Consider the following 13259-nt stretch of genomic DNA (forward strand, 5'->3'; position numbering starts at 1 on the left):
ATGATCATTCGAGGGAAACTTCTCGGTCGTGCGGCGGCTGTCGCAGGCGTTGTGCTGGCGCTCGTGAGCACCGGAATCGCGCAGGCTTCGGTGCCCCAGTCGGCACCGCCGTCGGGATTTTCCGAGACCGGGATCAAGTACGTCGCCCTCGGTGACTCCCGTGCCTCCGGCCCACGGCTGGAACCGATGTACCCCGACGCCTGCTCGCGCTCGTACGAGAACTTCGCGGGCAAGATCTCTCGGGCACTCGAGGTCGCCGAGTTCGCCGACGTCTCTTGCAGCGCGGCTCGCGCCGAGAACATCATCGACACCCCACAGTTGATTCCGAACTACTGGCCGGTCCAGCTCGACGCCGTGCACCCGGACACCGACCTGATCACCATCTCGATCGGCGGCAACGACTCCAACAGCATTTTCCTCGGGCCCCTGTGCGTCGCTCCGGGACCAGGAACTGATCGTGGATGTCGGTACGACCCGCTCGCGAATTCCGTCGCCCAGTCCGGAATCGACCGGGCTGCCGGAGAATTGGATCGCATCCTGACCGCGGTCACGCAGCGCGCGCCCAACGCTCGCATCTACCTGATCGGTGAGGGCGGCATGATCTCCGCTCGGGGTTGCTGGCCGAACATCCCGTTCTCCGACGCCGACGCGGCCTGGTTCATGGACTACTTCGCGCGCTACAACACGAAGTTCGACGAGGTCGCTCACGCCCACGGTGTGCGCACTGTCGACATTGCGGCGGCGAGCATCGCCGGCGGGCACGACGCGTGCGCAAGTGCAGATCAGCGTTGGTTCGAAGGCCTGTTCTCGGAGTCGACGGCGCAGCGCTTGCACTTCACGGATGCCGGGATGACCGCGGTGGCCGATCTAGTCGTGGCGGACCTGCAAGGCTGACCGAGAGTGCCCGGTCATGGCATAGTTCGCTGCTGTGGGTATGACTTTTGTTCCCGGACAGAACGCGCCGCTGCAGGCGCCCGTGGTGACGTTTCGAGCCGAGAGCCAGACGCCGTTCGACGTGTCGGCGCTGGTAGCGGACGCGAACCTGAGGGCATTGACGTCCGCGGACTTCGTGTTCTACAACCAACCGTCCACCGCTGGAGTGCAACTCGATCAGAGCGGCATCCGGGTGGAACTCGATCGACTTCATCCCGATGCCGCTGCCGTGTTGTGCATCGTGAGCGTGGATCCGGCCGCGACGGCGGCGGGCGCCTTTCGCACGGCCGGGCTCTCCGCCACCCTGAGCGATCAATCCGGTTCGGTCCTGGCCGAATTCGCGATCCCCACCGCAGGTACCGAGACAGCGGTCATCTGCTGGGAGCTGTACCGAAAGTCCGGTGTGTGGAAGATCCGGGCCGTAGGGCAGGGCTACGCGGGTGGTCTGGCGGAACTGATCTCGGTGCACGGCGTCGAGGTGGACGACGAGCCGGCCCAACCAGCCCCGACAGCTGCGCCCGCGTCGGACTCCGCGGTGGAGCCGTTGGAGGTGGGCCGCGGTCTCGAACGTGCATGGATGATCTTCGAGGACGCCTCACGATCTGCCGCTTCCTTCGTCTCCAGCAGTGAGTACGCGCTGGCTCGGCTGGACGAAGATCTGACAGCAGCCGTCGCAGATCCGTCGTTGCGGAACTCGGCAGCCGGAGTGGCAGCGCGTGATGCCGCACAGAAGCGTCACGACGATCTCGTCTCACTCGCACGGGACAATCACGCCCGCGACAGCGCCCAGCTTGCGCACGAACTCGGCGTGATCGACGGTGTGCTCCCACGGTCGATGGCGTCGTGGAAGTCGGTGTCGTGGGCGGGAACAACCGATCCGGCCCAGATCACGGCCGTCAGCGACGGAATGCGTCTGGGCGAGCTGTCGGCTCCGGACCGCGGCACACTCACCGTTCCCTACTGCGTCCCGCTCCCACTGCGTCGGCCCATCTGGGTGGACAGTACGTCGAGCAAAGCAGCGCTCGGTCTGATCAGTGCCGTCACCGTGCGCGTCATGGCCGCAGGCCCGATGCCGCTACTCGACGTCGTCGACCTGACCGGCTCGCTCACGCCACTGACCGACCGACTGGCACCGATGCTCGCGGGGCCGGTCATCACCGCTCACACCGAGATCTCAGCGCGTCTGCGGGCACTCGCCGAAGCCGTCGACATGGGCGAACTCGCGCGAATGAGTGGCGTCGCAGATGGCCCGAGTTCCCTACGACTGTTGATCCTCAGCGATTTCCCGCACGGATACTCCGCCGAAGACGCACAGACCGTCATGTTCCTCGCCGAACGTGGGCCCGCAATCGGTTTGTCGATACTGATTGTCGGAGAGGACGAGTCGAACTTCGCGGAAGAGTCCGTCGCCGCGCTGTCCGAGGGTTGCCAACACCTTTCGGCAGCAGGGCAGACGGAGGTTCACGATCCGTGGACCCGCACGCAATGGCACTTCACCCCGGACGTGCTCGACCCGATCTCCGAGTCGCGAATTCTGGCAGTGTTCGACCGCACCTAGCGGCCGATGGCGGATTGCCGAGCGCACAGGCAGAGTGGTGGTACGACCACGCGCGGTGTGTGGCGGCAATACTCGAGGAGACTCATGGCATTCTGGGATCAGTTGAAGGCTAAGGCTCAGGAGATGAACGGCCAGCTCAAGACAAAGACCAGCCAGTTCCAGAACAAGGAATTCAAGAACGCGAGCATGGCAATGTGCGCGTTGATCGCCGCCGCAGACGGTTCGATCGATCCGTCGGAGCGTCAGAAGACCGCCGCGCTGATCATGAGCAACGAGTCGCTCGCGGTCTTCCCACCGGACGAGCTTCGTGAGCAGTTCGACTGGTACTGCAGCAAGCTGTCCTCGGACTACGAGTTCGGCAAGGTCGAGGCAACGGCAACCATCGCGAAGCTCAAGTCGAAGCAGGATCAGGCCCGGGCGGTCATCCAGATCGGCATCATCATCGGCGGCGCAGACGGAAACTTCGACGAGCACGAGCGCGGCGTCGTACGCGACATGTGTTTTGCAGTCGGAATCTCTCCGGCCGAGTTCGATCTCTGATCTTCAGAGCAGAAAAGCGGGTGCAGCGCGAAAGCGCTGCACCCGCTTTTCTTTTCAGTACTCGGGATAACCGTCCTCGGGTCCCAGCATCCGCTCGATCCTCGTCCGCGTGATCTTGGCGAGCTCGTCGACGCAGACCTTTCGCTCGACGGACCGCTCGTTGGACATGCGCTGGCCGATGTTCGCGAGCAGGTCGTCGGCGTCGTGGCCGTGCGAACACCACAGATACCGGAAGCCGAAGTTTCGCTCGTACTCCTCGCCGGCGCGATAGATGGTTGCCATGACGACGTCGTCCGGAACCCAGATCGAGCATTGCTCGAGGTGGGACGGCACGCTGTTCTTGCGCACGCCTACGGGTGGATGGCACTGCAATGCTCGCTCGACGTCCTCGTCCGAGAGGTTGAGAATCGCGTCCTCGGCTCGCGAGAGGATCTCCGCGTGATCGGCGAACGGACGCCCGTCGCTGACCCACCCGGCCCACGTCAGAGAGCAGCAGCACTCGAACAATGCGTGAACCGCCTTCTGACGCGGTAGTTCGTTGAAGCGCTCCAACCCGATCGATTGATGTAGCAGCATGTGACCTCCCGGCCCGTTGTGCCTTCAGGCGCGCTCGACATGCCGCGCGGTAACCAGATGCGCGGCCAATTCGATAATCCGCTGCTTTACCTGGGAAAGGAAGGTTTGCTCACCGAGTTTTCAGGTTCTTAACGCGGCGTAACGAGCTGACCCACACAACGCAGGAACCCCACGGGCGGCAACCGGCGGGGCTCCAGACCGGGAACCACTGGACGGAAAAGACCCGGATCATGACTGACTCATTCTCCGGCCGGCCCGTATCCAGACAAGGCGCTCGCTCTCGCGATCGCCATTGCCCTCGGCATCACCGCCTGGCGCATTCGTACCTTCCTTCGGCCACCACCGGGACCGGTTCTACGAGAAGCACTCGAGGATGCGTGGAAGACGAGATTGCGGCCACCCACTGCGCCAGGGAACAAACGACGATGATCCACATTTCGCCACCATCGTTGCGGACAAGCGGCAATCGCGCAGATTGTTGCCGACTGCCGCATCGACGCCGTGCTCGACGACCCACGATTCGAGCAGCCCCCTACTAGGCGTAGTGGTGCCTGTAGCGTCCATGCCATGGGCTCCCGAAATTCCCGGCGATGGGGATATGCGCTGACGGCATTGGCGGTCATCGCGGCCGGTATCTCGGTCTTCGGCCCACAGAGCTTTCCGGAGCGAGAGCCGACATTCACCGGGGCCACAGCCTGGAACATCGATCCCGACGGCACCATCACTGAGATTACGGATTCGGACCTCGTTGCCGAAACCACGTTCGAGAACCCGCCGCCGCTCCGGGCAAGCGCAGTCGTCCGTGAGTTCCACGCCGAGGAGGGCTGGGGTGTACTCGACGCAGCCGAAATTCCCGGCGGTTGTTGGGTGTTCTACTCCGAGATTGTGGCGACTGGGTACCGCGTCCTGACTCCAGGCCAGCTAGTGGACCTTGAATACGAGGACCTTGTTGCGCAGTACGGTTCCGACGCGCACCAGGATGGCTACCGTTATCGTGCTACGTCAGTCCGTCCGTGAGCGGGCGATGCAGAAGATCAGGCCAGGTCGGGCACCGCGGATTTGAACGGCTTTTGGCGTGCGAAGTGGAATACCGGGAGTGCACCGACGGCGGACTCAGACACCCAGCATTCAAAGGTATGCGCTCGACAAGTCCGCTGACGAAGTCACCCGCCGGGTCGTCACTGATTCAGTGCAACAGCACAATTGAGGAAGGTTCGTTGTGGACAATTGGTGGTTGTACTGGAGCCCGTTTCCGCAGCCTGTCCGTGAGTGACTGTGGATGATCGTGCAGCAGATTTGGCCTAGCTGAGAATGGGTTATAGCCATCATTCACGCCCTGCCCTCGTACAGGTCAGCTGCGATATCGATGGTCAACCCGGAACCGAAGTGCGGGCCACCGCCGAGGTAGTAGATCCCGGAAATCCGCTTGGGATAGGAGTCGGCATCGACGATCGCCTCGGACCAGGCGTCTAGATAGGAGAACAGTTCGTCGAGGTCGTCGCCGAGCGCATCGAGTCGACAACCTGCGGTATCGCTTCCATACGTGGTGAATTTGGGTTGGTGAAGCACATGCCGCTTCAGCGCAAGGCCGCGAGGTCGGTAGTCAGAAGGGTAAATATTACCGGGTGCGCGACAACTGAACTCCGCTGCGCCAGACAACGAACCCAGTGAGCGCTCCGACCGCAGCGCTGGCCAGTGGCCCGACGATGAGATACAGCGTCGGGCTCTCATCACTGCCAGGGCAGAGGGAGATCGTAGGTAAGTTGGTCGGATCCGTGATCTGCGATGTCAGAGGTGCGTACGAAGAGCAATGGGTCCGTTGTCCGAGCCACCAAAGCACGAAGCCAACGCAGATAAGACCACCAATCAAGAAGGTTGCAGCCCCCGCTGCGATCAACGTACGCATCTCAGCATCCTTCCATGGTCCTCCAACGTAAAGGATGATTGTGGAATAGATTTGGTCTGGCTGAGTCTGCAGCCGGTCGGCGGCGGAATACGATCTTGTAACACCCGGCGGCGAGAGGATCACAAGATGTCGGAACGTATTAATTTCGCCTACGTACGGTCCACTCCGCAGTGGGATGCGCACGTACTGCGCAGTGGTCAGGTCTTGCGGCTGGCTGGCGAACAAATTCCGGACCCGGTACTGAGGGAGAAGCTCGATGCCCTGAACCGTCCTGAACGATCTCGTACCGAACAACTGATTCGTAGCCGAGATCTCCCCGACTGGCGGCGACTCCCGCAAGCCGATTCCAACCTTCGCGCTTCATACGACATATCCCTACCGTTCCCCGCCGACCCCAGCCTCGATCTCCGGTTGACCAACCTGCAGCTATTTCGTACTGGGCTCGCATTCCATGTCGTAGCGCACGAACCCACGCCCGAGGAGATGCCCTCCCTCGCCCAGCCGAGCAACGAGCAGATGAATTTCGGATCCCGGATCAAACCCGGTGAACCGCACAGAATTCGACTCATTGTCGACACCATCACCGGGCCGATTCTCGCGAACTCGACCCACCCCGGCGACTACCCCGACGACCCGAATGAGCCGTGGTTGTACGGTGGCCGTTCGTGGCGTGGTATCGCCGAGAACCTGTTCGGCATCACCACCGGCGGTGAATACTTTCTCAGCCCACCCCCTCAGGGGCCCTTGTGGATCACCGTGTCATATCCCGAGTTCGGCCTGGCTCCGACAACGATCGAATTCGAGTTACCGCAATTGCTGTGAAGGAATACTGCACGTTTCGAATACTGCACATCCGCCCAGTCAACCCGCCGGGTCGTCACTGATTCAGTGCAACAGCACAATTGAGGAAGGTTCGTTGTGGACAATTGGTGGTTGTACTGGAGCCCGTTTCCGCAGCCTGTCCGTGAGTGGCTGTGGATGATCGTGCAACAGATTTGGTCTGGCTGAGACCGTAGACCGGCGAGACTGGTCAGGAAGTCGGCGGTATCTGGCTGACCAGTGATTCGTACAATCGCTCTATTGCTCTTAGGACTTCGGCCGGTTCGATGTATTGGTTCTTCTCACGCAGCGCGTATTCCAGTTCTTCGCCATCGCGAACGCTTTCAGGCACCAGCACGTGCCATTTGTACCCCCGGGGTTGCAACCGGACTCCGGCCTCCGCGAGGTAGGAGTTGACGTTGTCGTTGACCATCCGCAGGTCTTCTTCGGTGTATGGCTCGAACCAGACTTCCTCGGGTTCCCTGCTCGGGTCACCGCGAGTAACCCGTACGGGCGGGTGCGCGGATGCCGGATGCGGTGTCCTGTAGCACCTGCTTGGCCCCGCAACCCACGCGGTCAGCGCTCCGTGTCCATTCGAAATGACGCTGACGTAGCGACCCACAGGCAGGGTACTGGGCACCTGACCGTCGACCTCGGACAATGGATACTCGCTCCAGTACTGCGCCATGTCGTCCATTATCGTGCGCGAGCTGTGATTTCGGCATTAAGGGAGCAGACGCAGCAAGGTGCAACGGATGCAATTGTTCTCTGCCAGAGTTGAATTCCCTAAGGAAATGCCGTTCACGTTGCATGGTAGTTTTCGTCGATGGATTCCGTCTCCTTGGTCCGCGTAACCGAAGCACTGAACGCTGCATGGGGACCCGATACGTGCGCTCCAGAAGACATCGGGGATTGGTCGGAGGAGAATCCCGCGCGCGGGCAATGTGCGACGACTGCGGTGGTGGTGCACGACTATTTCGGTGGTGACCTGGTTCGCGGCGAGGTGCACGTTCGAGGTGAACGAGTGGACTTTCACTGGTGGAACCGGTTACCAGACGGGTCGGAGATTGATCTCACGCGTGAACAATTTTCGGTGCAGGAGAGCGTGATCGGTGGTGTCTATGTTCCGCGTCCGACGGGTTGGACGCGGCTCGATTATGAATACTCACTCCTCTCAGGCCGAGTCGCCGAACACTTGAAGCGCTCAGTATGAATGTCGCCCTCCTCCGCCCGGTGCTCTCGTTGGAGGGAGCGATCGGACTCGACGGTAGTTGGAAGGGGCGGATCGTGAGGCCGGTTGGGTGTGTGGTTGTTGCGCTCGTCGCCACAGTCTCGATAAGTGCCTGCAACGCAACGGCGCCCGAAACGGGCCCGAGTTCGGTTCCTCGGGATGCGTCGCCCACCACCGTTGTACATGCGTTTTTGGATGCGTTGAATGCGCATGACGTGGAGGCGGCGAAGCGTTTGCTGAGTCCTGAGTTCGAGCAGCGGTTCGAGAGCAGTGCGGATAGTTGGTTCACCAACATCGTCAGCATCACGAACATCGAGGTCGGGGATCCAGTGCCTCAGGTCCCCGAGGGTAACGGGATGTCCGGGTACCAGCAGGGCGTTCAAGTCTTGACTCATTTCGACTTGGAGCAGCGGACTGTCGTGTCGATGCACAATGGCGCTACTTCGTGGGGGTACATGCTCGCCCGCGAGTCTGACACTGACCCTTGGCTCATTGTCAGTCAGGGAATGGGGTAGCGCTGGAAATCAACCGATCCATCTGTCACGGATGTGTCGCCGAAACGCCGATCGAGGACTTCACCCGGATCCTGAACCCGCGGCAATTGGCCGGATGATGTGAGTGCGGGGAGAGCGCCGTGGGGTAGACCGTCGGTTCGTTTCGTCGAGTTCTCAGGGACCGCCTTGGAGCGTGTACGGGACGAACATCCCGTTCGCTCCTTGCGCAAGGACGGTGACTGGTTGGCTGGTGGTGACGGGCTGTCCCGGCCGAACTGCGGCGTACAGGTCGATGTTCTCGTTGTCGAGGTGGTCGACTTTCGAGTAGTCGTAGCCACTCGCAGATCGTGGCATGTCGGCGACGGGGTCGCCGTTGCGGTTGTAGTGCCGGCGACGGTAGGTGAGACTGATCGGGAATCCGTCGGCGGGTGTCCGGTGTCGCGAGTAGTAGAGACCGCCGTAGATGGACACCACGACGAGTGTTCCGGCGATCACAAGCATGACGAACGCTGCGACGGCGTTCGTCGGCCACAGCCGTGTCCCTTTGCGCATGCACGAAGTATGGCGAACAGTAGGGCTTCCGTCTGGCGGGTTTTCGATTTCGGGCTACAGACCCGGTGGTGTGTCGTCTCGGGATAAGTAAACGACGGCATCATCTGTGAGCCAGGATGTACCAGATCAAGATTGCGAAGAGGGATGCCAGCGAGCAGTAGGCGAGGAAGCCTCCCATATCAATCCAGGTCCGTTCCCCGAAGGGGCCTGGGCTTACCAGCGACACCTGGACTTCACGACTGCTGCGTCGGGCGAGGTGGATCCACCACACAGCAACATTGCCCACGCCCCATCCCAGCAGTAGCCACATGAGCACCCTGTTGGCTTTGTCGACTGAAGTTCGGTCCTAACTGCGTTGGCGCATGATTGAGTGTCCGCCGTCGGCGGGAATACTGCACGTTTCGAATGCTGCACATCCGCCAGTCAACCTCCCGGGGCCGTAGTCGGAACGGTCGCGGGCCGCGTTTCATAGCGCGTCGGCTTTCGCTTGAACCGTGTTCGTCAGCGGTTCTCCTGTGAGGGTATTCTGCTGTCTCTCAAGATGACTGGGTTGCTGAGTGCGGCCATGTGACCGGTTCGTGAACGCACCTCTGCGCGGACGAACGTCGAAGTTGGAGGAACAGGACGCGACAGTTCGCAGGTTCCGCTGTCGGGCAACAATTCTGAGTGAATTGGTCCTGCATCGGTGTGAATGGTGACGGTGCCGAACGGTACGCCATGGACGGTGGTCTGAACCGTGGCCGATTTGCCATGTGTATCGAGCTCGTCGCCAATCTCTGCGCACTGATCGTCAAGAGTTGCCATGAACGACAGGTCGACTGTGGTTGCGGCTGAGATCCAAGTCCGGCCAGCTTTGATGGATGTCAGGAGATCGTCTGTGTTCAATCGTTCGGCTGCAACGGCATTGTGGGGTGAGCCCATCTGGCTTCTCAAATGCGTATCACTGTTGCCGATCGCGGGGATCCAGCGCCCGGCTGGAACGTCGATGACTAGCTGCTGTGCCCAATGTGCAAGGGCTCGTTCGTTGTCTGCCTGCCACGGTAGATCTGAATCCCAAGCGCCGTTCCATACTTCGACGGCGTCGAACCCTTCGTGCGGGTACGCGAAGGTGCCCGACGGGTAGGGCGCGTATGGGTGTGCCACGACGCATATTCCTCCGGCGTCATGGACGAGGTCACGCTGGGCGTGGAGACCGACGACGTCGGTGTGTTGCCAGTCGACGAGATGTCCGGGTGGGAGTCCGAGTGCCAGCCAGTGTCCGTGAGGGGTGGTGACTTCTTCTCCGAGGATTACTGCGAACTCCTGAGCGATTTTCTCTTGTTGCCACGCGTGGTGAGCCGCTGTTGTGTTGTGGTCGGTAGTGGCCACGAAGTGCAACCCCAGTAGACGAGCGGTCTCCGCCAATTCCGGTGGAGTTTGCTCCCCGTCGGAGTAGGTCGAGTGGATGTGGCAATCACCTCGGAACCACAGACGCTCAGTGGGCTGTACTGGGTCAACCTTTTCGGGCATCACCACATCGTCGCAGAGTGCTCGGCTATAGACTTCTCGGCCATGGCCCTTCTGCTCGATCTCGACAACACTCTCGTCGATCGAGATGGGGCTTTCACGAATTGGACACCAAACCTATTGCGCCTGGGGTGGTGATGCCACAGACAATGAATGAGTCCAGACAATACGTAATCCCTTCTCGCCGTTGGGTCCAGATCGCATGCTCAATCGCGTCAGCCACCAACGATGTCGTCATCATCCTAGCCGTCCTCCAGCCCGGAATCTGCCGTGAGTGCACATCCATCACGAACGCGACATAAACCCAACCCGACCACGCCGAAACGTAAGTAAATCGGCGACCCACAACATTTTTGGCGTCACCGGGTTGAACCTCACTGCACCAGATTGTCCGCGCGATGTCCTTGTGGATCGGCGACGGCGGTGCGCTTGGTCATGCCTCTTCGTGCGCATTCGAGCCCGAAGACACCCATCAATCGTGCACCGTGCCACATCAATGCCCTCACTACGCATTTCCAGCCACACCTTGTGCGCGCCGTAGACCGAATAGTTCTCGGTATGCACGGCTGACCTCGGCTGTAGGTTCTTCGTCGCGCACGGTCCGCTGGCCCCTCGACTGCAGGAGCGGCACCCGAAGATGGTCGAACCAGTACGCCGGCGCCGCCGGTTCGCGCAGAATGGAAGTCGGCGCAGACACCGACGAACCACGGGAGCGATGCGATGATCCGACGACGGCTCGGCCAAGCATTGATGGTGATCGCACTCGCCTCCGCGGCCGTCTCGACCGCGCCCGTCCACGCGCAGGAACCGGCGCCAATCACGACGCCGGGCACAGTGACCGCGGCAACTTCCCTGCCGCACTCCTTCTGGATTCCCGGCGCCGCCAACGCATCAAAGCTCACGTACTGGTCCACGGGACCGCTGAACCAACCCGCGTTGAGTACGGGCGCGCTCTTCCTGCCCCCCGGCGATCCACCCGAAGGCGGTTGGCCGGTCATCTCGTGGGCTCACGGCACTGTAGGTATTTCCGACCAGTGCGCTCCCACCGTGACCGGGACCGTCGGCAGTCCATACCTCACGAACTGGCTCTCGCAGGGCTACGCGATCGTCGCGACCGACTACGTGGGGCTCGGCACGCCGGGAATCCACGCGTACCTGGACGGACCGTCGGCGGCGCACAGCGTGATCGACATGGTGCGTGCCGCGCGTGCGGTCGAACCGTCGCTCTCACCGCGGTGGTTGGCACTCGGACAGTCTCAGGGCGGGCAGGCCGCTATGGTCACGGCAGCGATCGCCACACGGTACGCACCCGAATTGGACTATCGGGGCGCGGTCGCGACCGGGGCGCCGTCCAATCTGGAGAACCTTGCACCACTCGTGGGGCCGGACTTTCCCCGCTTGCCACTGACCGGCAGCACCGTGTTCGTTTCGTACCTCTTGGCCGGACTGCGGGCGGCGCGACCCGATCTCGACATCGATCGCTACTTGACACCACGCGGCACGGATGCCCTGACCCGAGCCGAAACCGACTGCTACCAGGACATGGCATCGGGCCTCGGCGACGTCACGATCGGCGATCTGGTGAACCGGCCCCTCGACGATCCCGCGGTGCTGGCTGCTGCTCGCGGCATGCTGGAAATCCCGACGACCGGGTACGACCGGCCAGTGTTCCTCGGGCAGGGGCTGACGGACGAGATGGTGCCGGCACCGCTGGCTTTGAAACTCGCAGCCGAACTCGCCGCCAACCGCCAGCCAGTTACATTCCGCACATATCCGACCGGTCATATCGAGACGATGCGGGCAGCGCTCCCCGAAAGCCTCTCCTTCGCCTCGAACCTCGTCCAACCGTAGGTGATCATGCGTTTCGTGAGAGCTTGTCCGACCCACTTTTCATCTTCTCAGCACCGTCAGGAGTGCGCGGATGACCGAGGATCTGCCGAAGCCGAGCGTTGCAGCTATGGCGTCGAGGCTCTTGCCCTCGCCGCAGGTTGGACCGTCACCGAACATCGGGAGCGAGGCGCGTCAATAACCATTGACCTCAATATCGCAGGTCCTTGGGGGACCGCGGGTCTAGACACGTACAGCGTCCAGGCGATCGACTTCGACGTTACGGATCGCTTGGGTACACAGGAAGCTGAATCCAGCGGGCTGCCAGGGGTGTGGTTCAACGGACTGACTGATCGATTGTCGACTGAGCTTGGGCTACCTCCTCGTCGTGGGGAGGACAGCATGCGGTGGGACCTGTCTACCGTGGTGGTCACTGCCTATCGGGGGAAGCGGGACAACTTCGTGAACATTGCAAGCCCTCAATACCGAGCAGATGAAGACCAAATCGACGAGTACATCGTCAATTAGAGCCCGACGAGGAGGTGTAGCACGGAAATATCGCTACAGCCACCCTATCCGCGCATACGTGTGCACCGCCCCGTCTCGCCGGTCTTCAGGAAGAATTCGACTGGTCGGAGGCCGTCGACAGCATCGATCCATTCCAGCCACAGTGCGATGCGACCAGGCGTACCGACTTTGACCGTTCTGCTGAAATATTGTTCCTGGCGACAGAATTCGACTGAGCCTGGTCAGGAGATGGCCTAGGTCGCTAGTCCTCGTCCTCGTACTCCGGTTCAGGCTCATCCATCCATGCTTGATATTCCGGACTCTTCAGACGCAGGTGGATCGCACTGACACCCCGGTTCAGTGTGATGACCGCTTTCGGCAGGTCCCATCTGAGAGCTGCCTTTGGTTCGGGTTTGGCGCTCGTGGCTGTCCCCAGGAGTGCGGTAAATGCCACATCGAGGTTCGTGAACCCTTCGACCAGCAGCGGGCGCACCACTGTCATGGGCGTAGCGTCATCTGCCACGTCCGAGACGAAGATTGAGATGTAGCGCATCGAACGGTTACGCCCGAACATTATCGATTCGGGCTGACCAACACGGAGGCCGGTCCGCATCGAGGCGCCGGTTTGATCCAATTCAACGACCTCCCATCCAGCCTGTGCGCAGAAGGGTTCCAGATCGTCGACGGCCCAGGTCCAGTCGAATTCTGCGGCGAGGCGGGCAATGCGGGCGGCGCCCTCGATGTCGACGTGCATGCGTGGATGCTATCTGCGAGTGTCAACATGACCTGCACCTGGAACGGACGCTCCTA

At 61.4% G+C, this 13259-nt stretch carries 17 protein-coding genes; 9 read left to right on the forward strand and 8 right to left on the reverse strand.

The window, feature by feature from the left end; all coding sequences use genetic code 11:
• The 3 genes from I7X09_RS26600 to I7X09_RS26610 all read left to right on the forward strand — a co-directional run bounded on the left by I7X09_RS26600 (window position 1) and on the right by I7X09_RS26610 (window position 3031).
• Window positions 1–894, forward strand: a complete 894-nt coding sequence (locus I7X09_RS26600) for an SGNH/GDSL hydrolase family protein (protein WP_095970799.1) — start codon at window positions 1–3, stop codon at window positions 892–894.
• A 40-nt stretch (window positions 895–934) separates the two neighbouring features.
• Window positions 935–2491: a TerD family protein gene (locus I7X09_RS26605; RefSeq protein WP_124568982.1), complete on the forward strand. Its 1557-nt coding sequence runs from the start codon at window positions 935–937 to the stop codon at window positions 2489–2491.
• 84 nt (window positions 2492–2575) lie between these two features.
• Entirely contained in the window at window positions 2576–3031 is a 456-nt protein-coding gene (locus I7X09_RS26610) for a tellurite resistance TerB family protein (protein WP_003941110.1), read from the forward strand.
• Between the two features lie 54 nt (window positions 3032–3085).
• Here the strand turns inward: I7X09_RS26610 and I7X09_RS26615 are convergent, their stop codons facing one another.
• Both I7X09_RS26615 and I7X09_RS26620 read right to left on the reverse strand, forming a co-directional pair.
• On the reverse strand, window positions 3086–3607 hold the full coding sequence (locus tag I7X09_RS26615; protein WP_200314482.1) for a 2-oxo-4-hydroxy-4-carboxy-5-ureidoimidazoline decarboxylase: 522 nt from the start codon (window positions 3605–3607) through the stop codon (window positions 3086–3088).
• A gap of 354 nt (window positions 3608–3961) precedes the next feature.
• Window positions 3962–4171 (reverse strand): hypothetical protein, encoded by a 210-nt coding sequence (locus tag I7X09_RS26620; protein ID WP_200314484.1) that lies wholly within the window; start codon window positions 4169–4171, stop codon window positions 3962–3964.
• A 3-nt stretch (window positions 4172–4174) separates the two neighbouring features.
• On the opposite strand from I7X09_RS26620, the gene I7X09_RS26625 reads away from it, so the two are divergent.
• Window positions 4175–4624, forward strand: coding sequence for a hypothetical protein (locus tag I7X09_RS26625; protein ID WP_200314486.1), 450 nt, complete (start codon window positions 4175–4177; stop codon window positions 4622–4624).
• Between the two features lie 312 nt (window positions 4625–4936).
• Here the strand turns inward: I7X09_RS26625 and I7X09_RS26630 are convergent, their stop codons facing one another.
• Window positions 4937–5176, reverse strand: coding sequence for a hypothetical protein (locus I7X09_RS26630; RefSeq protein WP_200314488.1), 240 nt, complete (start codon window positions 5174–5176; stop codon window positions 4937–4939).
• 463 nt (window positions 5177–5639) lie between these two features.
• Between I7X09_RS26630 and I7X09_RS26635 the strand changes: the two genes are divergently transcribed.
• Window positions 5640–6335: a hypothetical protein gene (locus I7X09_RS26635; RefSeq protein ID WP_095970803.1), complete on the forward strand. Its 696-nt coding sequence runs from the start codon at window positions 5640–5642 to the stop codon at window positions 6333–6335.
• A 208-nt stretch (window positions 6336–6543) separates the two neighbouring features.
• Here the strand turns inward: I7X09_RS26635 and I7X09_RS29550 are convergent, their stop codons facing one another.
• Window positions 6544–7029 (reverse strand): DUF5956 family protein, encoded by a 486-nt coding sequence (locus I7X09_RS29550; protein WP_095970804.1) that lies wholly within the window; start codon window positions 7027–7029, stop codon window positions 6544–6546.
• 129 nt (window positions 7030–7158) lie between these two features.
• Here I7X09_RS29550 and I7X09_RS29790 point away from each other — a divergent pair, with 129 nt between their 5' ends.
• Together I7X09_RS29790 and I7X09_RS26645 are read left to right on the forward strand one after the other, a co-directional pair.
• The gene (locus I7X09_RS29790; protein WP_095970805.1) at window positions 7159–7545 is read left to right on the forward strand and encodes a YunG family protein; all 387 of its coding nucleotides are present in this window, start codon (window positions 7159–7161) and stop codon (window positions 7543–7545) included.
• The gene (locus I7X09_RS26645; protein WP_095970806.1) at window positions 7542–8078 is read left to right on the forward strand and encodes a nuclear transport factor 2 family protein; all 537 of its coding nucleotides are present in this window, start codon (window positions 7542–7544) and stop codon (window positions 8076–8078) included. The genes I7X09_RS29790 and I7X09_RS26645 overlap by 4 nt, the downstream gene beginning before the upstream one ends.
• Before the next feature lie 153 nt (window positions 8079–8231).
• Here I7X09_RS26645 and I7X09_RS26650 read toward each other — a convergent pair whose 3' ends face one another.
• The 3 genes from I7X09_RS26650 to I7X09_RS29795 form a co-directional block, all read right to left on the reverse strand.
• Entirely contained in the window at window positions 8232–8609 is a 378-nt protein-coding gene (locus I7X09_RS26650; RefSeq protein WP_095970807.1) for a hypothetical protein, read from the reverse strand.
• A gap of 501 nt (window positions 8610–9110) precedes the next feature.
• On the reverse strand, window positions 9111–10118 hold the full coding sequence (locus I7X09_RS26655) for a CehA/McbA family metallohydrolase (protein WP_200314492.1): 1008 nt from the start codon (window positions 10116–10118) through the stop codon (window positions 9111–9113).
• Window positions 10119–10212: 94 nt separating this feature from the next.
• Window positions 10213–10401 carry a hypothetical protein gene (locus tag I7X09_RS29795; protein ID WP_442800605.1) on the reverse strand — a complete coding sequence of 63 codons (189 nt, stop codon included), beginning with the start codon at window positions 10399–10401 and terminating at the stop codon, window positions 10213–10215.
• A 434-nt stretch (window positions 10402–10835) separates the two neighbouring features.
• Here I7X09_RS29795 and I7X09_RS26665 point away from each other — a divergent pair, with 434 nt between their 5' ends.
• A complete protein-coding gene (locus tag I7X09_RS26665; RefSeq protein WP_095970810.1) occupies window positions 10836–11966 on the forward strand; it encodes a lipase family protein in 1131 nt (376 codons plus the stop codon).
• A 6-nt stretch (window positions 11967–11972) separates the two neighbouring features.
• Window positions 11973–12470: a DUF6301 family protein gene (locus I7X09_RS29800; RefSeq protein WP_356701624.1), complete on the forward strand. Its 498-nt coding sequence runs from the start codon at window positions 11973–11975 to the stop codon at window positions 12468–12470.
• A gap of 241 nt (window positions 12471–12711) precedes the next feature.
• Here I7X09_RS29800 and I7X09_RS26670 read toward each other — a convergent pair whose 3' ends face one another.
• Window positions 12712–13203 carry a DUF6301 family protein gene (locus I7X09_RS26670; protein WP_200314496.1) on the reverse strand — a complete coding sequence of 164 codons (492 nt, stop codon included), beginning with the start codon at window positions 13201–13203 and terminating at the stop codon, window positions 12712–12714.
• Window positions 13204–13259 lie beyond the last annotated feature (56 nt).

This window comes from Rhodococcus sp. P-2 (assembly GCF_016598535.1).
Taxonomy (GTDB): domain Bacteria; phylum Actinomycetota; class Actinomycetes; order Mycobacteriales; family Mycobacteriaceae; genus Rhodococcus_F; species Rhodococcus_F baikonurensis.